Below are 22,299 nucleotides of genomic sequence, written 5' to 3' on the forward strand. Positions count from 1 at the left end.
GCGGTGTAAAGCATATTACGCCCATAGGACTTGTGGGCTGAATGGATGCGATCTACGGTCATCGCCAACCGTGATTGCGGAGGCAACCGTGAGCCTGCTGTCATCGATCAACCGCAAGAACGCCGACCCGCCGGACGATCCGGCCGCGCCGCCCGCCGAGCTACGGGTGGTGCCGGCACGTCATCCGTGGCGGTGGGTCTTCGCGCTGATCGTGCTCGTCCTCTGCGCACAGTTCGCACACGGGCTGGCCACCAACCCCGGCTGGGACTGGTACACGTTCGGCGGATACTTCTTCGAGAAGTCCATCGTCCGGGCGCTGCTGGTCACGCTGGAACTCACGCTCGCCGGCGCGGTCCTCGGCTTTCTCGGCGGCATCGTGCTCGCCGCGATGCGGCTGTCCAAGAACCCGGTCCTTGCGGCCGTGAGCTGGACCTACACCTGGGTCTTCAGGTCGGTGCCGCTGATCGTGCAGCTGCTCTTCTGGGCCAACATCGGCTACCTGTACGAGACGCTCCAGGTCGGCGTGCCGTTCGGGCCGGGCTTCTTCCGCTTCGAGACGCTGCACCTGGTCAGCTCGCTGGGTGCCGCGCTGCTCGGCCTCGCGCTGCACGAGGCCGCGTACGCCGCCGAGATCGTGCGCGCCGGCATCATCTCCGTCGACCAGGGGCAGCTCGAGGCCGCCGCCGCGCTGGGCATCCCCCGCGGCCGGCAGTTCCGCCGCATCCTGCTGCCCCAGGCGATGCGCGCCATCCTGCCCAGCGCGGCGAACGAACTCGTGAACCTGCTCAAGAGCACGTCGGTCGTCTACGTCCTGGCCATCGGCGAGCTCTTCTACCAGGTGCAGGTCGTCTACGGGCGCAACGGCCGGGTCGTACCGCTGCTCATGGTCGCCACAGTCTGGTACGTCATCCTCACCGCCGCCCTGTCGGTGCTCCAGTACTACGTCGAGCGGCACTACGCCCGCGGCGCGCTGCGCACCCTGCCGCCGACTCCGCTGCAACGGCTGTTCGCCCTGCGCCGCGCGGGCGGCGCGCGATGAGCCGGCCCATGGTGGAGGTCCGGGGCCTGCACAAGAGCTTCGGCACGCACGAGGTGCTCCGCGGTGTCGACCTGACCGTCGAGGCGGGCAGCGTCACCGTCGTCATCGGCCCGTCCGGCTCCGGCAAGTCGACCCTGCTGCGCAGCATCAACCGGCTGGAGAAGACCGAGCGCGGCCACGTCAGCGTCGACGGGGAGATCATCGGATACCGGCGCTCGGGCGACCGGCTGCACGAGCTGAGCGAGCGGCACGTGCTGCGCCAGCGGGCCGGTATCGGCTTCGTCTTCCAGAGCTTCAACCTGTTCCCGCACCTGACCGCGCTGGACAACGTCGCCGAGGCGCCGATCTCCGCGCAGCGCCGCCCCAGGGCGCAGGTGCACACCGAGGCGCTCGCCCTGCTGCACCGGGTCGGCCTGGGCGACAAGGCCGACGCGTACCCCCGGCAGCTCTCCGGCGGCCAGCAGCAGCGGGTCGCCATCGCCCGGGCTCTGGCCCTGCGCCCGAAGCTGGTGCTCTTCGACGAGCCCACCTCGGCTCTCGACCCCGAGCTGGTCGGCGAGGTCCTCGACGTCATGCGCGACCTGGCCACCGCCGGCACCACGATGATCGTCGTCACCCACGAGATCGGCTTCGCCCGCGAGGTCGCCGACACGATCGTCTTCCTCGACGAGGGCCTCGTGGTCGAGCAGGGCCCGCCCGGCCGGCTCCTCGACAGCCCGGAAAACGACCGCACCCGCGCCTTCCTGTCCAAAGTCCTCAGCTGACACCCCTGGAGAAGACCCCATGCGCATCAGAGCCGCGCTGACCGCCGCCGCCCTCCTCGCGGGCCTGGCGGCCTGCGCCGCCCCCGAGGAGAAGCCGACGACGGTCGCCGCCTCATCCGCCGCCCTCAACACCAGCCCGGACCAGAAGCGGATCGTGCCGGCGAAGGTGGACGCGATCGCGAGCCTCGTGCCGCAGGCCGTCCGGGACACCGGAAAGCTCACCATCGGCGTCGGCGCCGCGGCGTCCGGCTTCCCGCCGCTGGCGTTCACCGCCACCGACAACACGACGCTGATCGGCAACGAGCCCGACCTCGGCGTGGCGATCGCCGGCGTGCTCGGCCTCGCGCCCGACCTGCAGAACACCTCCTGGGAGAACCTGTTCGTCGGCCTGGACAGCGGCAAGTACAACGTCGGCGCCTCGAACATCACCGTCACCGAGCTGCGCAAGCAGAAGTACGACTTCGTGACGTACCGGCTGGACAACCTCGCCTGGGAGGTCCGCGAGGACGCCGACCTCACGATCACCGCGCCGAAGGACGTCGCCGGCAAGAAGGTCGCCGTCAGCTCCGGGACCAACCAGGAGAAGATCCTCGTCGAGTGGAGCAAGGAGGCCGAGAAGCAGGGCCTCAAGCCGATCGACATCAAGTACTACCAGAACAACCAGGCCGTCTACCTGGCGCTCGGCTCCGGCCAGATCGACGCCTACTTCACCCCCAACCCCAGCGCCGCGTACCACGTGTCCGTCGCCGGGCAGACCAAGATCGTCGGCACCTACTCCGGCGCCGGCGCCAACCTCCAGGGCAAGATCGCGCTGACCACCAAGAAGGACAACGGCCTCATCAAGGCGCTCGCGGCCGCCCTGGACCAGCTGATCTCGTCCGGCGACTACGCAAAGATCCTCGACCGCTGGAACCTGCGCAACGAGGCGGTCACGAAGGCCGAGGTCAACCCGCCCGGCCTGCCGATCGACAACAAGTAGGCATCCGGGACGGCCAGAACAAGGAGTGATCGATGTCCGCAGCCGTACCGCTGCACCTCGCCGTCGCGCTCGACGGCGCCGGCTGGCACCCGGCCGCCTGGCGCGCGCCGCACGCCCGCCCCGCCGAGCTGTTCCGGCCCGGCTACTGGGTGGACCTCGTCCGGGAGGCGGAGCGCGGCCTGCTCGACCTCGTCACCATCGAGGACTCCCTCGGGCCGCAGTCGTCGCGGCGCGACGGCCACGACGACCGCACCGACCAGGTACGCGGCCGGCTCGACGCGGTGCTGGTCGCCGCGCGGGTCGCGCCGCTCACCCGGCACATCGGCCTGGTACCGACGGCGACGGTCACCCACACCGAGCCGTTCCACATCTCGAAGGCGATCGCCACCCTGGACTACGTCAGCAACGGGCGGGCCGGCTGGCGGGCACAGGTGTCCGGCCGGCCCGACGAGGCGGCCCACTTCGGACGGCGGACGATCCCGCCGTTCCGGATCGACGACCTCGACACCCCCGAGGTTCAGGACCTGCTCGGCGAGCTCTTCGATGAGGCGGCGGACCATATCGAGGTGGTCCGCCGCCTCTGGGACAGCTGGGAGGACGACGCGGAGATCCGGGACGCGGCAACCGGCCGGTTCATCGACCGCGACAAGCTGCACTACATCGACTTCAAGGGCCCGAAGTTCAGCGTCAAGGGCCCGTCGATCACGCCGCGGCCGCCGCAGGGGCAGCCGCCGGTGAGCGCGCTGGCGCACGGCGGCATCGCGTACCGGCTGGGTGCCCGCGGCGCCGACATCGTGTACGTGACGCCGTCCGACGCCGCGCACGGCGCCGAGATCGTGCGGGAGATCCGGGCGGAACAGGCCGTCGCCGGCCGCGCCGGCGAGACCGTGCACGTCTTCGCCGACCTGGTCGTCTTCCTCGGCGACACCCCCGCCGCGGCCCGGGACCGCAAGGCGCGGCTCGACGACCTCGCCGGTGCCGCGTTCGCGTCCGACGCCACCGTGTTCACCGGTACGCCGCAAGGGCTCGCCGACCTGCTTGTCGAGTGGCGGGGCGCCGGGCTGACCGGCTTCCGGCTGCGCCCGGGCACCCTGCCGGACGACCTCGAGGCCATCACCCGCGCCCTGGTGCCCGAGCTGCAAGAGCGGGGCGCGTTCCGCCGCGGGTACGAGGCGACGACGCTGCGGGGCCTGCTCGGCCTGCCCCGCCCCGCCAACCGATACGCCACCGGGAGCGACGATGAGCAAGCCCCGTAAGCAGATCCACCTCGCCGCGCACTTCCCCGGCGTCAACAACACCACCGTGTGGAGCGACCCCCGCTCCGGCAGCCACATCGAGTTCGGCTCCTTCGTGCGGCTCGCGCAGACGGCCGAGCGGGCCAAGTTCGACTTCTTCTTCCTCGCCGAGGGCCTGCGGCTGCGCGAGCAGGCCGGGCGGATCTACGACCTCGACGTGGTGGGGCGCCCGGACACCTTCACCGTGCTGGCCGCCCTCGCCGCGGTCACCGACCGGCTCGGGCTGGCCGGCACGATCAACTCGACGTTCAACGAGCCGTACGAGGTGGCGCGGCAGTTCGCCAGCCTCGACCACCTCTCCGGCGGCCGGGCCGCCTGGAACGTGGTCACCTCGTGGGACGCGTTCACCGGGGAGAACTTCCGGCGCGGCGGGTTCCTCGCCGAGCAGGACCGCTACAGCCGGGCCACGCAGTTCCTCCAGGCCGCGACGGAGCTGTTCGACTCGTGGCCCGAGTCGCGGATCCCCGCCGACCCCGACCGGGGGCTGTTCGTCGAGGACCCCCGCATCGGCTCCTTCAGCCACCGCGACGCGCACTTCGACATCGCCGGGCGGTTCACGGTCCCCCGCGGCCCGCAGGGCCGGCCGGTGATCCTCCAGGCCGGCGACTCCGACGGCGGCCGCGAGTTCGCCGCCCGCACCGCGGACGCGATCTTCAGCCGGCACGGCACCCTTGAGGCGGGGCAGGCGTTCTACTCCGACGTCAAGCGGCGGCTTCCCGCCTACGGGCGTACCCCTGAGCAGTTGCTCGTGCTGCCCGCCGCGACGTTCGCCCTCGGCGACACCGACGCCGACGCACAGGAGAAGGCCGCGGTCATCCGCCGGCAGCAGATCAGCGGCCAGACCGCACTGCGCCTGCTGGAACAGCTCTGGAACCGCGATCTCAGCGGCTACGACCCGGACGGCCCGCTGCCCGAGGTCGACCCCGACCTCGGCGACGCACACATCGCGCGCGGCCGGGCCAGCGTGCGGATGCACCGCGATCCGCTTGCCACCGCGCGCGAGTGGCGCGAGCGCGCCACGGCGGGCAACCTCTCCATCCGCGATCTGATCATCGAGGTGTCCGGACGACAGACCTTCATCGGTACGGCGGCCACGGTCGCCGACCGCATCGACGACCTCGTCCAGCGCGACGCCGCCGACGGCTTCATCCTCGTACCGCACGTCACGCCGGACGGGCTCGACGAGTTCGCCGACACCGTCGTGCCGCTGCTCCAGGAGCGGGGCGTGTTCCGCACCGAGTACACCGGTGAGACCCTGCGCGAACACCTCGGGCTGTCGGTGCCCGCCGTCTCGGGGGCGGCACGGTGACCCTCGTCGGCACGGCCGTGCTCGACAACCCGGCGTGGGCGTCGCTGCGCGGCGCGCACGCCCGCTTCGCGCAGGTCGTCGGGCGGGCCGCCCGCTACGACCCGGAGGTGGCGCCGTTCCACGCCGTGTCCGACCCGGCCGACGCCGGCGCCTGGGCGGACCTGCGCGAGCTTGTCGGTCCCGGCGCCGAGCTGACGCTGACCGGCGACGACCTCGTCGCCCCGCCGGGCTGGACGCCGCTGGGCCGGATCGGCGGCGTCCAGCTGGTCGACGTGGCGTTGCGGGCCGAGCCCGACCCGGAGGCGGTGACCCTGACCGCGGCGGACGTGCCGGAGATGCTCGACCTGGTGGGGCGCACCAAGCCGGGCCCGTTCCTGCCGCGAACCGTCGAGCTCGGCACCTACCTCGGCATCCGGCGCGGCGGCGCGCTGATCGCGATGGCGGGCGAGCGGCTGCACCCGCCCGGGTGGACCGAGATCAGCGCGGTCTGCACCGATCCCGCCCACCGCGGGCGGGGCCTGGCGACCCGCCTGGTCAGGGCGGTGGCCGCCGGCATCCGCGAGCGCGGCGAGACCCCGATGCTGCACACCGCCGCCGACAACGCCGCGGCCATCCGCCTGTACGAGTCGCTGGGCTTCCGCCTGCGCCGGCGCCCGACGTTCTCGCACTTCCGGGCGCCCGCGTGACGGGCCCGCTCAGACCCGGCACTGCCAGGAGTACGGGTCCAGGAAGTCGACGAAGCGGTCGATGGTGGCGTACCCGTAGGTGCTCTCCCGGCACGCGGCGGGCATGTCGACGCTCACGTACGCCGGTTCGTCCCCGCCGGTGACACAGCGCCAGCTGTACGCGTCGGCGCCGACGAGCACGGCGCCGTCGGCACCGGTGGTGCGGCAGTACCGGTCGAGGTCGGGCGCGATGACGTCGTCGCGCACCCGCCAGCACTGGACGCTGCCCGAGCGCCAGAAGTCGGCGATGCGGTCGACGGCCTGCGGGGTGCCGTACGTCCAGCGGCAGGCGGCGTCGAGGGTCAGGTCGCCGTACCGGTCCCCGGCGCGGCAGTGCCAGTCGTACGCGGAGCGGCCCAGCGCGATGGCGTCGGCGTAGCCGAGCGAGCGGCAGTACCCGCCCAGGTCGGGCGCGCCGAGCTGGCGCGGCGGCGGCGGTGAGGCGACCGCCGGTGCGGCAACCGCGCCGAGGCCTGCGGCGACGCCGAGGAGCACGGTGAGCAGGGCGCGGATGGTCACTGCGCGACCGCGAACCGGTAGTTCGCCCCGTACCGCGAGTCGTACTCCCGGCAGCCGGCCCGGTCGCCGGAGACGAACCACAGCTCCAGCTCGCGCGCGTCCGCGCCGAGCGGCAGGGACGCCGGCACCGGGACCTGCCTGCGGTTGGCGTCGAGCTGGGTGACCGGCCGGCGCTGCACCGCGCCGCCGTCGATCCGGAACTCGACGCCGATGCTCCACGCGTCGCCGCCGGCGTACTGCGCGCGGCAGTTCGGCAGGCGCGCCGGGTCGTATTCCACAAGCACCGGTGCGTTCGCGGCGACGACGCCCTCGACCGTGGTGTTCCAGTCCGACGAGAAGTGGATCACGGGCGTGGTGGCGGCGGACGCGGGCGCGGCGGGCATCAGCGCCAGGGCGATCACGCCCAGCAGGCTCGGGATGGTGGTAGGGCGCATGCTGTTCTCTCCGCATCAGAGGTGGTTCGGCTCGGAAACGCCCGAACCGGCGGCGTGGGGTGCCATCCAACCCTTGCAAGTTCTTGCAAGACACGTCAACTGCCGTCAATGCCCGTGGACGGGCGGAACACCTTCCGGCGCAGGTCACGTGGATGGGCTTCTACCAGCCATAGTGAGCGGGATCACGGGTCGGCTGTCGGCGCGCGCCGGCCCGGCCGCAGCGCAGGAAACCGACACGCCTCGAAGTCGTAACTGAAACTTCTTGCAGAGTGCGTCCTGGGGCATGATGGCGCCCATGCCTCGCGTCCTCGTCGCCGGTCCAGCATCCTGGAACCTCATCGTCCACGTGGCGGACCTGCCGCTCCCGGAGCCACACGCCCTGTTCGCCCGGTCGCACTACGACAGCCTGGGCGGCACCTCCGCCGGCAAGGCGCTCAACCTGGCCCGGCTCGGCGTGCCCGTCACCCTGATCACCCTGGTCGGCGACGACGAGACCGGCGCGCGGATCACCGCCGAGCTGCGCGCACCCGGTATCGACCTGGTGGTCATCCCGAGCGCCAACGGCTCCGAGCGGCACGTCAACCTGATGGACGCGCGGGGGCAGCGGCTCTCGGTGTACCTGACCCTGCCCGCGGCCGCGCACGACGTCGCGGTCGAGCCCGGCCTGATCGACGCCGCCGACCTGGTCGTCGCCGACCTCGCCGACCACTCCCGCCCGTTCCTGCGCGCGGCGCGGGAGGCCGGCAAGCCCGTCTGGTGCGACCTGCACGACTACGACGGTGCCAGCGAGTTCCACCGCGAGTTCCGCGACGCCGCCGACTACCTGTTCCTCAGCGGGGACCGCCTGGCCGACCCCGAGGCCTTCCTGCGCGAACGGGTCGCCGCCGGCAGCCGGCTGGCCGTCTGCACGCTGGGCGCGCGGGGCGCGATCGCCTGCGACTCCGACGGGCGGATCATCCGGGTGCCGGCCACGCCGGCCGGCGAGGTCGCCGACACCAACGGCGCCGGCGACGCCTTCTTCGCCGGCTTCCTCGCCGCGTACCTCGGCGGCGAGCCGCTCACCGAGTGCCTGCGCCAGGCCTCCCGGGCGGGCGCCATGGCTGTGCGGACCTTGGATCTCACCGCGGCGACGCTGACCCCGGAACTGCTGCGCACCCGGACGCCGCTGGTCTGAGACCGATCAGGAATCGAGAAGCGCGTGCCGGGCGGCGCGCCTAGCGTTGTCGACATGGACATCACGATCTTCTCGAGCTTCCTTCCACAGGACGACCCCGAGGCCGCCCTGGCCTTCTACCGCGACAAGCTCGGCTTCGAGGTACGCAACGACGTCGGCTACAACGGGATGCACTGGATCACGGTCGGCCCCGTGGGGCAGCCGGGCACCTCCATCGTCCTGTACCCGCCGGCGGCGACCCCCGGCCTCACCGACGACGAGCGTCGCGCCATCCAGGAGATGATGGCCAAGGGCACCTTCGGCAGCGTGCTGCTGGCCACCGAGGACCTCGACGGCACGTTCGAGCGGCTACAGGCCGGCGACGCCGAGGTCATCCAGGAGCCGACCGAGCAGCCGTACGGCGTGCGCGACTGCGCCTTCCGCGACCCCGCCGGCAACATGGTGCGGATCCAGGAGGTGTCCAAGTGACCGCCATCGAGTACGTGTCCCTCGAGGTCACCGACCCCGCGGCCGCCAAGGCCTTCTACGGCGAGGCCTTCGGCCTAGGCAAGATGGTGGACTTCCGCGCCTCGCAGGCGCCGACGACCGGCTTCCGCGGCTTCACCCTCTCCCTGGTGGTGTCCCAGCCGAGCACCGTCGACAGCCTCGTCGGCACCGCCCTCAAGGCCGGCGCCACGACGCTCAAGCCGCCGAAGAAGAGCCTCTGGGGCTACGGCGCGGCCGTGCAGGCACCGGACGGCACGATCTGGAGCGTCGCGACCTCCTCGAAGAAGGACACCGGCCCGCAGACCCGGGAGATCGACGACGTCGTGCTCCTGCTAGGAGTCGCGGACGTGAAGGCGAGCAAGCAGTTCTACGTCGACCGGGGACTTGCCGTGACGAAGAGCTTCGGCAGCAAGTACGTCGAGTTCGACACCGCCGGCTCCCCCATCAGCCTGGCACTCTACGGCCGCCGCGCCGCCGCCAAGAACGTCGGCGTCGCACCGGAGGGCACCGGCTCGCACCGCATCGTCGTCGGCGCTACCGCCGGCCCCTTCACCGACCCGGACGGCTTCGTCTGGGAGGCCGTCTGATATTCGCCGCGGATCAAAGACCAAACCCCTTTTCCCTTACGCGTCAACGAGGCAGGAGCCTCCTCGTCGGCGCTGCCGATCGTGGTTTGTCGCGAGTCGCCTCCCGGCGATGGCCTGATCTTCGTGAACGTGTTCGGGGTGCTCTGCGTCGAAGCACCGAGTGCCGCCCGGCACGCGATTGGACGGGTGTCAGATGACCAGGGTCGAGGACGCACGCGGCAGTACCGACGAGCAGGCTCCCGCCTCGTTGACGCGTAGGGGAATAAGGTTTGGACCTTGGATCTTGGCGGCGGCCGCCGGGGTGGGGATCGCCCTGGCCGGCGGCTACGCGGTGAGCGGGAGCGGACCGGCCGACAGTTCGGAAAGCCGGAGCCTGCCGGGCCTGGTGGCCTGCGCCGAGATCATCGCGGTGGGAAACGTGACGTCGGCGAGCCGGCTGGGCGATCAATTCGCGGTGAAGGTCGACGCGGCGCGGTACCTGAAGCCGGAGAACGGGCCGGCGGTGCTCTCGGTCAGCGGAACGGGCGCCGGCCCGGCCCGCGGCGATCGGGTCCTGGTGGTGGTGCACGACGCGGCCAAGGGCGATGTCGATCTCTTCACCGGGGCCGACATCGACTCGGAGCTGGCCTGGATGGAGAAGGCGCTACCCGGCTCGCGGTCGATCGACACCTCCGGGTGCGACGGCGAGTGAGCCGCGGAGCAGGTTTCCCACAAGCAGGTCCCGGGTGGCTTCGAGGTGGGTGCGCATGGCGGCCTCGGCGGCGGCGCCGTCGCGGGCCAGGACGGCGGTGACCACCGGCTCGTGCTCGGCGTGGATCTCCGGCAGGGTGCGGCCGCTGGCGGTGGTCGGCGGGCCGAGCAGGGCGGTGGTGGTGCGCAGCCGCTCGACGATGGCGGCGGTGCGGTGCCGGCCCGAGGCGCGCAGCAGCAGGTCGTGCAGGGCGCGGTCGGCCGGCCAGAAGGACGCGTCGTCGCCGCGCCCGGCCGCGGCCGCCATCGTCTCCAGGGCGGATCGGATGGTGCGGTGCTGCTCGTCGGTGCCCCGCTCGGCGGCGTGGCGGGCGGCGGGCGGTTCGAGGGCGAGGCGGATCTCGACGATCTCCTCGATGTCGTGCGGGCCCGGCAGCAGGACGCGGAAGCCGCGGTTGCGGTGGATCTCGATGAGCCCTGCCTCGGCGAGGCGGAGCAGGCCCTCGCGGGCGGGGCTGCGGGACACGCCGAGCAGGTCAGCGAGCTGGTAGACGGAGTAGGTCGTGCCGGGCACGAGCTCGCCGGCGGCGACGCCGTCCCGGACGGCCCGGGCGACGGCGTCGGCGAGGCTGTGCGCGTCCGGCGGCAGGGCGAGCTCAGGCATGAGTAACATGTTACTCATGAGCGGAGTGGTGGAAGCCCTGCGGAAGGCCGGGCTCGAGGTGCGTGCCGACGCCGGCACGCTGGGGATGTACTCCTCCGACGCCTCGCTGTACCGGATTCCCCCCCTCGCAGTGGTGCGGCCCCGGCACGTCGACGAGGTCGCCGCGGCGCTCGCCGTCGCCCGCGAGACCGGGGTGCCGCTCACCTCCCGCGGCGCCGGCACGTCGGTGGCCGGCAACGCCGTCGGCCGGGGCATCGTGCTGGACTTCTCCCGCCACCTCAACCGGGTGCTCGACGTCGACCCCGCCGCGCGCACCGCGGTGGTCGAGCCCGGCACCGTGCACGCCGTGCTGCAAAAGGCGGTAATGCCGCACGGCGTCCGCTTCGGGCCGGACCCGTCCACCCATCCGCGCTGCACCATCGGCGGGATGATCGGCAACAACGCCTGCGGCTCGCGGTCGCTCGCCTACGGCCGGACCTCCGACAACGTGGCCGGGCTCGAGCTGCTGACCGCGGCCGGTGACCGCCTCGTCACCGGCTACGACGACCGGGGCGCCGCCTTCGCCCGGGGTGCCGACTCCCTCGTCGCCGGCCTGCGGGACGTCGTCGGCGCGCGCCTGGCCACCGCCCGGACCGAGTTCGACCGGTTCGGCCGCCAGGTGTCCGGCTACGCGGTGCAGCATCTGCTGCCCGAGCGCTTCGACCTCGGCCGGGCGCTCGTCGGCTCCGAGGGCACCCTTGCGGTCATCACCCAGGCGACCGTGAAGCTGGTCGTCGACGCCCCGGTCCGGGTCGTCGTCGTGCTCGGCTTCCCGGACATCATCGCGGCCGGCGAGGCGGCACCGGCCGTGGTCGCGCACGGGCCCACCTCCTGCGAGGGGCTCGACTCGCGCCTGGTCGACGTGCTGCGCGCCCGCCGCGGCCCGGACGCCGTCCCGCCGCTGCCCCGCGGCGCGGCCTGGCTCTTCGTCGAGCTGGCCGGCGAGGAGCACGGCGAGGTGGCCGCGCGGGCCCGGAAGCTGGCGGCCGACGGCATCGGCGAGGCCCTCGTCGTCGAGGACCCCGCCACCCAGGCCCGGCTGTGGCGCATCCGCGAGGACGGCGCGGGCCTGGCCGGCCGGGCGCCGTCGGACAAGCCCGCCTGGCCCGGCTGGGAGGACGCCGCCGTGCCGCCGGAGCGGCTCGGCGCCTACCTCGCGCGCTTCGACGACCTCGTCTCCTCCTACGGCATGACGTCCGCGCCGTTCGGCCACTTCGGCGACGGGTGCATGCACGTGCGGCTCGACTACCCGCTCGACCGGCCCGGCGGGACGGCGGTGCTGCGCGAGTTCCTCACCGACGCGGCCAAGCTCGTCGGCGAGTTCGGCGGCTCGCTCTCCGGCGAGCACGGCGACGGCCGGGCCCGCTCGGAGCTGCTGCCACACATGTACTCCGCGGACGCCATCGCCCTGTTCGCGGGGATCAAGCACGCGTTCGACCCCGGCAACCTGCTCAACCCGGGCGTCCTTGTCGAGCCGGACCCGGTCGACGCCGACATCAGGCCCGCCGGGCGCTTCCCGCTCCAGCGGCTCGCGATGGCGTACCCGCACGACGACGGCGACCTCGGCCAGGCCGTGCACCGCTGCACCGGCGTCGGCAAGTGCCGCGCCGACAACTCCGCCGCCGGCGGCGTCATGTGCCCGTCCTACCTGGCCACCCGCGAGGAGAAGGACTCCACCCGGGGACGCGCCCGGATCCTCCAGGAGGTCGTGCGCGGCGAGCTGCCCTGGTCGCACCCGTCGGTGCACGACGCGATGGACCTCTGCCTGTCCTGCAAGGGCTGCGCCTCCGACTGCCCGACCGGCGTCGACATGGCCACCTACAAGTCCGAGGTGCTGCACCAGAGCTACCGGGGACGGCTGCGGCCGCGCTCGCACTACACGCTCGGCCGGCTGCCGTTCTGGGCCCGCCTGGCCGGGTGGACGCCGCGGCTGGCGAACGCGGCGGTCCGGCTGCCCGGCCTCGGCCGCCTCGCCCTCTGGCTGGCCGGCGTCGACCGGCGGCGCTCCGTGCCGGCCTTCGCCCGCCGGCCGTTCCGGCGCGGCTTCACCCCGGCCGCGGCGCAGGGCCGCAAGCCGGTGGTGCTCTTCGCCGACTCCTTCTCCGACGCCTTCTCACCCGAGGTCGCCGAGGCGACGGTACGGGTACTGCGCGCGGCCGGCTACGAGCCGCGGCTGCCGTCCGGCTCGGTGTGCTGCGGCCTGACCTGGATCACCACCGGCCAGCTCGACTCGGCGCGGAAGATCCTCTCGCGCACGGTCGCCACGCTCGCCGCCGACGCCCGCGACGGCGTCCCGATCGTGGGCATCGAGCCGTCCTGCACGGCGGTGCTGCGCTCCGACGTCCACGAGCTGCTGCCCGGCGACGCCGACGCCGCGCTGGTCGCCGGCTCCGTGCACACCCTCGCCGAGCTGCTCGCCAAGACGCCGGACTGGACGCCGCCGGACCTGTCCGGCGTCGACCTCGTCGCCCAGCCGCACTGCCACCACCACGCCGTCCTGGGCTGGAAGGCCGACGCCGACCTGCTCGCCGCCGCCGGCGCCCGGGTGCGGCGGCTGGCCGGCTGCTGCGGCCTGGCCGGCAACTTCGGCGTCGAGCTGGGCCACTACGAGGTCTCCGTCGCCGTCGCCGAGCAGAACCTGCTGCCCGCCCTGGACGCCGCACCCGACGCGGTGGTCCTCGCCGACGGCTTCTCCTGCCGCACCCAAGTCGCCGATCTGCGGGGTCGCCCGGCCGTGCACCTGGCCCAGCTGCTGGACCGTTAGCGGGTGCTCTCGCGGGCCACCAGGTGCGCGGTCGGCGCCCGGTAGACCTCGGGTGCCGCGCCGGCCAGCGCGTCGAGCAGGGCCCGGGCCGCCAGCTCGCCGATGCGGCCCACGTCGTGGCTCATCGCCGACAGCGGCGGCACGGCGAGCTGGCACAGGGCGGAGTCGTCCCAGGCGACCACCGAGATGTCGTGCGGCACCGCCAGGTCGCGCTCGCGCAGCTCGTCCAGCACGGCGAGGGCCATCAGGTCGTTGTCGCAGACGATCGCGGTCGGGCCGCCGCCGAGCAGGCCGGAGGTCACGGCGCGGCCCGACTCGTACGAGTAGTCGCCCTCGCCGTGCAGCAGCCGCACGCCGCGCGCGGCGGCCTCGGCCTCGGTGCCCTCGCGGCGCAGCTGGGTGTGCACGAACGACATCGGGCCGCTGATGTGCCCGATCACCTCGTGCCCCCGCTCGGCCAGGAACCCGACCACCTCCCGGGCGAACCCGGCGTCGTCGGTCCAGACCGTCGGCAGGCCCGACGCGGTCGACGGCGCGCCGATCACCACCGCGGGCAGCCCCAGCCGGTGCACCAGGGCCACCCGGTCGTCCTCGGGCGTCAGGTCGACGAGCACGACGCCGTCGACCCGCTCGTCGGCGGCCCAGCGTTCGTAGGCCTGCTTCTCGGCGTCCCGGTCGGTGACGACCTTGACCAGCACCGAGACCCCGGCCGGGGTGAGCACGCGCTCGAGCCCCTCGAGGAACTCGTGGTAATACGGCTCCTCGCCCAGCACCCGCGAGGCGCGGGCCAGCACCAGCCCGACCCGTCGTTGCGCCTGTGTCACCGCGCTACCGTACCGCCAGGCCGAGGCGCAGGACCGAGGCCAGGTCGGTGATCACCCAGGGCGCCTTGAGCAGCGCCGGGTCCGGCTCGAACGGGCCGCGCACCCGCACGGTCGCCGACTCGCCGGGCAGCAGCGTGAGGAAACCGCGGTCGGCGACCGCCTCCGGATGGATCCGGTCGGCTTGTAGCAGCACGTCCCGCGCCAGGCCCGCAGCCTGAATCCGCACGTCAAGACCACCGGGTGCCGGGTCAGCGGTCACGGTCAGGCCCGCGGCGGGATACGCGAAATCCTTGTCCCGTACGCCGAACCACAGCGCCCGTGCCGCGTCGAGCTCCGCCACCAGCAGTTCCCCGTCCCCGAGCGCGGTCACGTGCGCCGGGATCTCCACGGTCGACACCCGCCGGGCGGGCACGTCGACCCGCGCGGCCCACGCCGCCCGCGGTTCACCGGCAGCGGTGCGCCGCCGCACGGCCAGCCGCCCGGACCAGGGCTCCGGGCTGTCGTTGAGCACCGCGACGACAAGGCCGCCCGCGCGCGGCTGCACGGTCAGCCCGCGCGGCGCGTACAGGGACTTGAGCTCGAAGTAGAGCGGCTTGTACCGCCCGGCGCCGTCGATCGCCGCCCACGAGGTGACCGGCCACAGGTCGTTGAGCTGCCAGAGGATCGTGCCGCCGGTGTGCGGCCAGTGCGAGCGCCAGTGCTCGACCCCGGTCCGGATCGCCCGCACCTGGTTGAGCTGGGTCAGGTAGTGCCAGGCCTCGGTGCCCACCGGCGCCCCGAAGTGCGGTGCCAGGCCGCGGGCCAGTTTGCCGTTGCCGTCCTCGGCCTTCTGGTGGTGCAGCACGCCCGGCGAGTCCGGCAGCATCGGGTCGTCGGAGACCGCGTCGCGCAGCGTGGTCCAGGCCGGCGGCGCCTGCCAGCCGAACTCGGCGACGAACCGGGGCGCCGAGTCGCGATAGTCGGCGTAGTCCTCGCGGTTCCACACCTCCCACGAGTGGAACGTCCCGTGGCCGGTGTCGTTGGGCGGGTGCTCCCACGAGCCGGACCACGGGCTGCCGGCCTGGTACGGGCGCGACGGGTCGAGCTCGGCGACCACCCGCGGCAGCGTCTCCAGGTAGTACCGCTCGCCCCAGGTCAGGTCTCCGCCCTCCGCCTGGTTCCAGCGCATCGCCCCGCGCAGCCACAGGTTCTCGTTGTTGCCGCACCACGTGATCAGGCTGGGGTGCGGCGCGAGGCGGGCCACGTTCTCCCGGGCCTCGGCGAGCACCTCGGAGTAGAGCGGCTCCTCCTCCGGATAGCAGGCGCAGGCGAACAGAAAGTCCTGCCACACCATCAGGCCCAGCTCGTCGGCCGCCTCGTAGAAGGCGCGGTCCTCGTAGATCCCGCCGCCCCACACCCGGATCAGGTTGACGCCGGCGTCGGCGGCCTCCCGCAGCCGGCGCCGGTAGCGCTCCCGGGTCATCCGGGACGGGAAGATGTCGTCCGGGATCCAGTTGACGCCCTTGACCAGCACGGGCTCGCCGTTGATCCCGATCACGAACCGGGAGCCGGCCGCGTCCGGGCCGCGGTCGATGGTCACGCCGCGGAAGCCGGTGCGCCGCCGCCAGCGGTCCAGGAGCACGTCACCGGCGGACAGTTCGACGGTGAGGTCGTACAGGGTGGGCTCGCCGTAGCCGATCGGGGCCCACGGCCGTACGCCGGCGACGGTCGTGCCGATCACCCACCGGGAGTCGCCGGGCGGCAGTTCGCCGCGCGCCACCTCGCGTCCGTCCAGGAGAACCCGCACGGTCAGGTGCGTGTCGTGCAGGCGCTCGGCCTCGACCGTCAGGTCCAGGCGGCCCTCGCCGCCGGACCAGGTCCCCAGGGGACGGACGGAGGCCAGCCGGGCGACGCTCCAGGCCTCCAGGCGGGCCGGGCGCCAGATGCCGGCGGTGACCAGGGTCGGGCCCCAGTCCCAGCCGAAGCCGCAGGCCATCTTGCGGATGAAGTTGAACGGCTCGGGGTAGGCGTTCGCGCGGGCACCGAGCAGGTCGCGGACCTGCTCGGCCTCGGTGTACGCGGAGGTGAACCGCACGGTCAGCGGCCGCGCGACGCCGTCGTTCAGGGCGGTGACGTCGTACCGGTAGCCGCGGTGCATGTTGCGGGTGGCGCCCAGCGCGTCGCCGCCCAGCTCGACGGCCGCCACCGTGTCGAGGCCGTCGAACACCAGGTCGATGCGCTCGTGCGGGTCACCGGTCCAGGCCACCTCGCGGGTGTACCGCCAGTCGGTGCGCCCGACCCAGGCGACCGCCTTCTCGTTGTCGTCCCGGAACGGGTCCGGCAGCCGGCCGTCGTTCAGCAGGTCGACGTGGACGCAGCCCGGTACGACCGCCGGCACGGCGACCCCGGCCAGCGACCGGGCCTGCTCGGGAAGCGCGCCGTCGGCCCGCAGCTCCCAGGATCCGCCGAGGTCTCGCGTCTGCGGCATATGCACGTCCTTCGTCATTTGGTGGCTCCGGCGGTGATGCCGTTGTAGATGAAGCGCTGGAGCAGCAGGAAGATCACGACAGTCGGCAGGAGGACGATCATCGTGCAGGCGGCGATCGCCTCCCACTGCGCGCCGTACGGGCCCTTGAAGCGGAACAGCGCGGTCGAGATGACGCTGAGGCCGGGCGATCGCATGTAGAGGAACGGGATGTAGAACTCGTTGTAGATGGCGATGCCCTTGATGATCACCACGGTGGCGATGGCCGGCTTCATCAGCGGCAGGATGATCCGGCGGTAGACGGTGAACCGGCCGGCGCCGTCGATCATCGCGGCCTGGTCCAGGCTCCGCGGGATCGACTGCATGAACTGCATGAAGATGTAGATGGACACGATGTCGGTGCCCAGGAACAGCACGATGGCCGACCACTGGGTGTTGACCAGGCCCATCGACTTGACGATCTGGTACGTGGCCACCTGCGTGGTGACGCCGGGCACCAGCGCGGCGACCAGGAAGAGGCCGAGGACCAGGCGCTTGAAACCGAACGTGAACCGGCTGACCGCGTATGCCGCGAGGGTGCCGATCAGGACCGTGCCGGTCAGCGAGACCACCAGGATGATCGTGGTGTTCCAGAAGCCGCGCAGCATGTTCCCGGCGGTCCAGGCGGTGACGAAGTTGTCGAGGTTGAGCCAGTTCCGCGGCGGGGTGAGCGGGCCCGTCGAGTTGTACTCCGCGTGCGTCTTGAGCGCGGCGAACAGCACGACCACGAGCGGGATGAGGACGACCAGCGACGCCAGCACGAGGGAGAGGTACTTCGCGGTGCGAGCCAACCCGCTCATGACAGGCTCACCTCGTCGTCGGGCAGGATGCGCCGCTGTACCCAGGTGACCAGCAGGACGATCAGCAGCAGCACGACCGCCATGGCCGAGGCGAGGCCGATCTGCCGGAACTGGAAGGCGGTCTGGTACGCCTGGACGACGAAGGTGCGGGTGCCGTTCGCGCCGCCGGTCATGATGAACGGGATCTCGAAGACCGCGAGGCTGCCGGAGATCGCCAGGATGAAGGACAGGCTGATGATGCGCCGGATGCCCGGAACGATGATGTGCCGGAACTGGTGCCACCGGTTCGCGCCGTCGATCTCCGCCGCCTCGTAGATCTCGCCGGGTATCGACTGGATCGCGCCGAGGAACAGCACGAAGTTGAGCCCGGTGAACCGCCACACCGACGTGCCGGCCAGGGAGAGGTTCGCGATGTCCGGGTCGCCCAGCCAGTACCGGGTGTGCTCGCCGAGCCCGAGCGCACGCAGCATCGTGTCCAGGGTGCCGCCGGGCTGGAACAGGTAGAGGAAGACGAAGCCGACCGCGACGCCGTTGAGCAGGTACGGGAAGAACAGGATGCCCTTGAACAGGTTCTTGAACCGGACGTTGTACGAGAGCACGACCGCGAAGTACAGGGCGATCGCGATCTGCGCGAACGACGCGGCGAGGTAGTAGAGGCTGACCAGGAAGACCCGCCAGTACTGCTCGTCGGTGAGGACCCGGACGTAGTTGCCGAACCCCGCCGGGGTCATGTGGACGTCCAGGCCGTCCCACTTGTGGAAGCTGTACCACAGCATGTTGGCGACCGGCACGTAGGTGAAGGTGATCAGCAGGATCAGCGCGGGCGCCAGGTACAGCCAGGGACCGCGTCTCACTGCATGACCCGCGATTGCGCGGCGCTCCACCGCTTGTTCAGCTCGGCGAAGTACGAGTCCTTGTCGCCCCTGGCCGCGCCGCGGGCGATGTCGACGAGCTTCTGCCGGTAGATCTCACCCTTCAGGTCGATCTCCGACTCCTTGATGATCTCGTCCTCCTTGCCGGCGTTGGTGGTCGCCGCCGGCACCTCCATCAGCTCGACCCCGGTGTCCTGGAAGGCCTTCAGGCCGGCGGGCAGCGGCTGGCTGATCGCCGGCGGGATCGCCTGCTGGTCCGCGGCGAAGCCGGAGTCGTTGACGAACCAGTCGAGGAACGCCCGGGCGGTCGCCTTGTTCTCGGAGTTCCGGCTGACCGCGGCCAGCTTGTCGCCGTCGATGGCGGCGTGGAAGGTGCCGCCGGTCTGGTACGGGAACGGCCAGAAGCCGATGTCGTCCGGGTTCGCGCCGGCGGCCTCGGCGGCGGCCCGCATCTGCGGAACCGCCCAGGAGCCGAGCAGCATGGTCGCGACCTTGCCGGTGGCGATCATCGGCTTGGAGCCTTCCCAGTTGGTCGTCAGCGGGTCCTTCTCGCTGAGCTTGCTGTTCACGACGTCGTAGAGCAGCCCGTCGGTGAGGTACTGGATCTTGCCCGGCTGCCAGGGTGCGGCATCGGCCGGGAACTTGTCGTTGATCGCCGGGTCGGCCAGGACGGCCCGGTGGTTGTTCCACTCGCTCAGCGGCCAGGCGTCCTTGTAGTTGGTGTAGTACGGGACGGCGCCGGTCCTGCCGGCGACGGCCTTGAGACCCGCGAGGAACTCCTCCGGCGTCTTCGGCGGCGCGGTGATCCCGGCCTGCGCCCAGATCCGCTTGTTGATGACGAAGCCCTTGGCGATGCCGCCAAGCGACAGCCCGTACACCTTGCCCTCGTACGTCGCGGGGCCGGTGAACCGGTACTTCGCCTTGAGGTCGGTGTCGGTGCCGAGCGGCTCGAAGAACTGGCGGTACTGGTCGATGGCGACGGTGCCGGGGATCATCAGCACGTCGCCGTAGTCACCGCCGCTGAGCTGGGTGGTGACGTCGTTGTCGTAGTTCGTGACGCCCTCGAACGTGACCTTCGTACCGGGGAACCGGGCCTCGAAGGTCCTGGCGTACTCCTTGAACGTCGTGTCGACCAGGTCGGTCCGGTTGGTCAGCACCGTGATGGCGCCCTTGACCTCGCCGGAGAAGTCGCCGGTCTCGCTTTCGTCGCCGGCGCCGCCGGTGCAGCCGGAGGCCAGGGCGAGCGCGGCCGCCGCGCCGATACCGATGAAGTGCCTTCTATTGATCATGCTGGGATCCGTCCGCCGATGTCAGCCTGGGCGGATGCGTCACCGCCCGCTTGGGCGCCCAGCATGGGACGGTCGCCGCGAGGCTGTCAAGATTAGATTAGTAATTTATCCTCCAGCGACCACATCGCCGCCGGAGCCGCGCGCCGGGACGGTAAGTTAGCGCGGAGCGGACAGCAACGAACCGGAGACGCACCCCTATGGCTCGTCGAGAAGCGCCCGCAGCCGGGCCGGGAAGTCGCGCCCTGATCGTCGACGTCGTCCGGTCCTCGGTGGCCATCAGCCGGGTCGAGCTCGCCGAGCTGACCGGGCTCACCCAGCCGTCGATCTCCAACATCGTCCGCGATCTCATCGCCGACGGCATCATCCACGAGATCGGCTCGACCGACTCGGTGCTGGGCCGGCGGCGCAAGCTCATCGCGATCAGCCCGGCCAACCGGTTCGGCGTCGGCTTCAACCTCGGGCCGGACACGGTCACCTGCGTCGCGATCGACCTCACCGGCGGCGTGGTCGGCCGCGAGGTGGTACCGCGCCTGCCCGACGAGGTCTGGGCGGCGGACCGGCTGGCCGAGCGGTTCGCGGACTTCACCGACGGCCTGGGCCTGCCCCGCGACCGCGTCGAGGGCCTCGCCATCGTCAGGCCGGCGCCCGGGCCCGGCCTGCCGCAGGCCGCGACCGGTCTCGGCGACGACCCCGGCGACGTGCGTGCCGAGCTGGAACGCCGCCTCGGCGTGCCGATCCTGGTGGAGAACGACGCGGCGGCCGCGGCGCTCGGCGAGTTCTGGAGCCGCCGGGTGTCGCGCGAGCAGGCCTTCGGCTGCATCTACCTGTCGACCGGGATCGGCGCCGGCTTCGTGTTCGGCGGCGCGCTGTACCGCGGGGCGAGCTTCGGCGCCGGCGAGTTCGGCCACCTGTCCATCGACTACGCCGGACGCTCCTGCCCCTGCGGCAACCTGGGCTGTGTGGAGCGGTACGCGTCGATGCGGGCGATCGTGGTGGCGGCCCGCGAGCGTGCGGACCTGCGCGCGCGGCTGGCCCTGGACGGCAGCGAGTCGAGCGCGTACGACGCCATCGCCCGGGCCGCGGTCTACGGCGACCCGGACGCGTACCAGGTGCTGGACCAGGCGGCCGAGCGGCTGAGCGCGGCCGCGACGTCCATGGTGAACCTGCTGGATCTCGGCCGGCTCGTGCTCACCGGGCCCGGCGTCGCACGGGCGGGATCGATCTTCGCCCGCCGGCTGCGCGCGCACCTCGACCGGACCGCACACTCCCGGCAGCGGCACAGCGTGACCGTGGAGCTCTCGGCGCAGCCCCGTGACGCGGCCGGCATCGGAGCCGCCGCGCTGGTGGTTCAGGCGTCCGTCGCGCCTGGCCACACCCCGGGCCAGGTCTGACCACTCATCCCGCGCGCATCGGGCTTGATCGATACCCGCTGAAACTTAAATTATTAATTCACCTATTGACATGTTCGTAACGGCTACCCGAAGCTGTCGGCACGAGAGCCGTTCCCCCGAAGGAGGACAACCTCCCCATGAGAATCCCCGTCCGCGCGCTGACGGCGACGGTGGCCGTCGCCGCTCTGGTGGCCACCGCCGCCGCCTCGGTCGCCACCCCGGCGCTGGCGTTCCCCGCCACGTCCAAACAGACCGTGATCAACTATCTGAGGTCGATCACCGGAAACCACACCGTCAGCGGCCAGCACAACAAGGAACCCGCCTCCGCGCCCGGCCAGTACACCCAGCAGGCACACGACATCACCGGTCAGTGGCCCGGCCTCTGGGGCGGCGACATGATGTTCAACTCCGCCGACGTCGCCAACCGACAGCGGGTCGTCGACCAGGCCAAGACCGAGTGGGCCAACGGCTCACTGGTGGCGCTGACCTGGCACGCCTGCTCCCCCACCGTCGGCGCCACCTGCAACTTCGACGGCGGCGTCAAGACCAGCATCAGCAACGCACAGTTCCAGCAGATCGTCACCGGCGGCACCGCCCTCAACGCCACCTGGCGCAGCCGGATGGCCGCCGTCGTCCCGTACCTGCGGCAGCTCAGGGACGCCGGCGTCCCGGTGCTCTGGCGGCCGTTCCACGAGATGAACGAGAGCTGGAACTGGTGGGGCGCCCGGCCCGGCGCCAACGGCGGCGCGAAGATCTACCAGCAGATGAAGGACTACTTCGACAGTCAGGGCCTGACCAACCTGATCTGGGTCTGGAACGTGCAGGACAACCCGGCCGGCGGCTGGGCCGGCTACTACCCGGGCGCCGGCTACGTCGACGTCGTCTCGCTCGACGCCTGGTACAAGAACCACCCGTCGAGCGGCGACTACCAGCAGATCCAGGCGATCGCCGCGGGTAAGCCCATCGCGCTCGCCGAGATGGGCAAGGTGCCCACCGCGGCACTGCTCGACAGCCAGCCGAAGTGGACCTACTTCATGATCTGGTCCGAGCAGCTGCGCGGCAGCAACAGCAACGCGGAGATCCAGAACGCGTACTTCCTGCCTCGGGTGTACAACCAGGGCGAGATCAGGTTCTAGCCGATCGATCCGCGCG

The 22,299-nt window shown here is 71.9% G+C and carries 21 protein-coding genes; 13 read left to right on the forward strand and 8 right to left on the reverse strand.

The annotated features are described in order from the left end of the window. Positions 1-88: 88 nt before the first annotated feature. The 6 genes from BJ971_RS24550 to BJ971_RS24575 are packed head-to-tail and all read left to right on the forward strand — an operon-like array spanning position 89 to position 6,072. Complete coding sequence (locus BJ971_RS24550; RefSeq protein ID WP_203709297.1) at positions 89-1,039, forward strand: amino acid ABC transporter permease; 951 nt, start codon at positions 89-91, stop codon at positions 1,037-1,039. After that, positions 1,036-1,803: an amino acid ABC transporter ATP-binding protein gene (locus BJ971_RS24555; protein WP_275411375.1), complete on the forward strand. Its 768-nt coding sequence runs from the start codon at positions 1,036-1,038 to the stop codon at positions 1,801-1,803. Before BJ971_RS24550 ends, BJ971_RS24555 begins: the two co-directional genes overlap by 4 nt. Positions 1,804-1,822: 19 nt before the next feature. Next, positions 1,823-2,782: an ABC transporter substrate-binding protein gene (locus BJ971_RS24560; RefSeq protein WP_184995563.1), complete on the forward strand. Its 960-nt coding sequence runs from the start codon at positions 1,823-1,825 to the stop codon at positions 2,780-2,782. 32 nt (positions 2,783-2,814) lie between these two features. After that, entirely contained in the window at positions 2,815-4,038 is a 1,224-nt protein-coding gene (locus tag BJ971_RS24565; protein ID WP_184995564.1) for an LLM class flavin-dependent oxidoreductase, read from the forward strand. Then, entirely contained in the window at positions 4,022-5,386 is a 1,365-nt protein-coding gene (locus tag BJ971_RS24570; protein WP_184995565.1) for an NtaA/DmoA family FMN-dependent monooxygenase, read from the forward strand. Before BJ971_RS24565 ends, BJ971_RS24570 begins: the two co-directional genes overlap by 17 nt. Further along, complete coding sequence (locus BJ971_RS24575; RefSeq protein ID WP_184995566.1) at positions 5,383-6,072, forward strand: GNAT family N-acetyltransferase; 690 nt, start codon at positions 5,383-5,385, stop codon at positions 6,070-6,072. Before BJ971_RS24570 ends, BJ971_RS24575 begins: the two co-directional genes overlap by 4 nt. Positions 6,073-6,081: 9 nt before the next feature. On the opposite strand, the gene BJ971_RS24580 is transcribed toward BJ971_RS24575, so the two are convergent. Together BJ971_RS24580 and BJ971_RS24585 are read right to left on the reverse strand one after the other, a co-directional pair. Then, the gene (locus BJ971_RS24580; RefSeq protein ID WP_184995567.1) at positions 6,082-6,630 is read right to left on the reverse strand and encodes a hypothetical protein; all 549 of its coding nucleotides are present in this window, start codon (positions 6,628-6,630) and stop codon (positions 6,082-6,084) included. Continuing rightward, complete coding sequence (locus BJ971_RS24585; protein ID WP_184995568.1) at positions 6,627-7,064, reverse strand: DUF6209 family protein; 438 nt, start codon at positions 7,062-7,064, stop codon at positions 6,627-6,629. The genes BJ971_RS24580 and BJ971_RS24585 overlap by 4 nt, the downstream gene beginning before the upstream one ends. Before the next feature lie 295 nt (positions 7,065-7,359). Between BJ971_RS24585 and BJ971_RS24590 the strand changes: the two genes are divergently transcribed. The 4 genes from BJ971_RS24590 to BJ971_RS24605 all read left to right on the forward strand — a co-directional run bounded on the left by BJ971_RS24590 (position 7,360) and on the right by BJ971_RS24605 (position 10,002). After that, positions 7,360-8,238, forward strand: a complete 879-nt coding sequence (locus BJ971_RS24590) for a carbohydrate kinase family protein (RefSeq protein WP_184995569.1) — start codon at positions 7,360-7,362, stop codon at positions 8,236-8,238. A gap of 54 nt (positions 8,239-8,292) precedes the next feature. Continuing rightward, positions 8,293-8,706 carry a VOC family protein gene (locus tag BJ971_RS24595; RefSeq protein WP_184995570.1) on the forward strand — a complete coding sequence of 138 codons (414 nt, stop codon included), beginning with the start codon at positions 8,293-8,295 and terminating at the stop codon, positions 8,704-8,706. Continuing rightward, positions 8,703-9,311 carry a VOC family protein gene (locus tag BJ971_RS24600; RefSeq protein WP_184995571.1) on the forward strand — a complete coding sequence of 203 codons (609 nt, stop codon included), beginning with the start codon at positions 8,703-8,705 and terminating at the stop codon, positions 9,309-9,311. The genes BJ971_RS24595 and BJ971_RS24600 overlap by 4 nt, the downstream gene beginning before the upstream one ends. A gap of 283 nt (positions 9,312-9,594) precedes the next feature. Further along, the gene (locus BJ971_RS24605; RefSeq protein ID WP_184995572.1) at positions 9,595-10,002 is read left to right on the forward strand and encodes a hypothetical protein; all 408 of its coding nucleotides are present in this window, start codon (positions 9,595-9,597) and stop codon (positions 10,000-10,002) included. On the opposite strand, the gene BJ971_RS24610 is transcribed toward BJ971_RS24605, so the two are convergent. Further along, complete coding sequence (locus BJ971_RS24610) at positions 9,955-10,665, reverse strand: GntR family transcriptional regulator (RefSeq protein ID WP_184995573.1); 711 nt, start codon at positions 10,663-10,665, stop codon at positions 9,955-9,957. The genes BJ971_RS24605 and BJ971_RS24610 overlap by 48 nt on opposite strands. A gap of 16 nt (positions 10,666-10,681) precedes the next feature. Here BJ971_RS24610 and BJ971_RS24615 point away from each other — a divergent pair, with 16 nt between their 5' ends. Beyond that, a complete protein-coding gene (locus BJ971_RS24615) occupies positions 10,682-13,468 on the forward strand; it encodes an FAD-binding and (Fe-S)-binding domain-containing protein (protein ID WP_239087445.1) in 2,787 nt (928 codons plus the stop codon). On the opposite strand, the gene BJ971_RS24620 is transcribed toward BJ971_RS24615, so the two are convergent. Genes BJ971_RS24620 through BJ971_RS24640 form a run of 5 tightly spaced genes read right to left on the reverse strand, consistent with a single transcriptional unit; the run spans position 13,465 to position 19,756 of the window. Beyond that, positions 13,465-14,292, reverse strand: coding sequence for a LacI family DNA-binding transcriptional regulator (locus BJ971_RS24620; RefSeq protein WP_184995575.1), 828 nt, complete (start codon positions 14,290-14,292; stop codon positions 13,465-13,467). The two genes, BJ971_RS24615 and BJ971_RS24620, sit on opposite strands and share 4 nt — an antisense overlap. A gap of 4 nt (positions 14,293-14,296) precedes the next feature. Then, positions 14,297-16,759, reverse strand: a complete 2,463-nt coding sequence (locus BJ971_RS24625; RefSeq protein WP_184995576.1) for a glycoside hydrolase family 2 protein — start codon at positions 16,757-16,759, stop codon at positions 14,297-14,299. Between the two features lie 14 nt (positions 16,760-16,773). Beyond that, positions 16,774-17,595, reverse strand: a complete 822-nt coding sequence (locus BJ971_RS24630; RefSeq protein ID WP_184995577.1) for a carbohydrate ABC transporter permease — start codon at positions 17,593-17,595, stop codon at positions 16,774-16,776. After that, entirely contained in the window at positions 17,592-18,449 is an 858-nt protein-coding gene (locus tag BJ971_RS24635) for a carbohydrate ABC transporter permease (RefSeq protein ID WP_239087444.1), read from the reverse strand. Before BJ971_RS24635 ends, BJ971_RS24630 begins: the two co-directional genes overlap by 4 nt. Further along, a complete protein-coding gene (locus BJ971_RS24640) occupies positions 18,446-19,756 on the reverse strand; it encodes an ABC transporter substrate-binding protein (protein ID WP_184995579.1) in 1,311 nt (436 codons plus the stop codon). The genes BJ971_RS24635 and BJ971_RS24640 overlap by 4 nt, the downstream gene beginning before the upstream one ends. Before the next feature lie 197 nt (positions 19,757-19,953). Between BJ971_RS24640 and BJ971_RS24645 the strand changes: the two genes are divergently transcribed. Beyond that, positions 19,954-21,147 (forward strand): ROK family transcriptional regulator, encoded by a 1,194-nt coding sequence (locus tag BJ971_RS24645; RefSeq protein ID WP_184995580.1) that lies wholly within the window; start codon positions 19,954-19,956, stop codon positions 21,145-21,147. Positions 21,148-21,284: 137 nt separating this feature from the next. Then, a complete protein-coding gene (locus BJ971_RS24650; RefSeq protein WP_184995581.1) occupies positions 21,285-22,283 on the forward strand; it encodes a glycosyl hydrolase in 999 nt (332 codons plus the stop codon). Positions 22,284-22,299: the final 16 nt, after the last annotated feature.

Origin of the sequence: Amorphoplanes digitatis (assembly GCF_014205335.1) — a bacterium.
Lineage (GTDB): Bacteria > Actinomycetota > Actinomycetes > Mycobacteriales > Micromonosporaceae > Actinoplanes > Actinoplanes digitatus.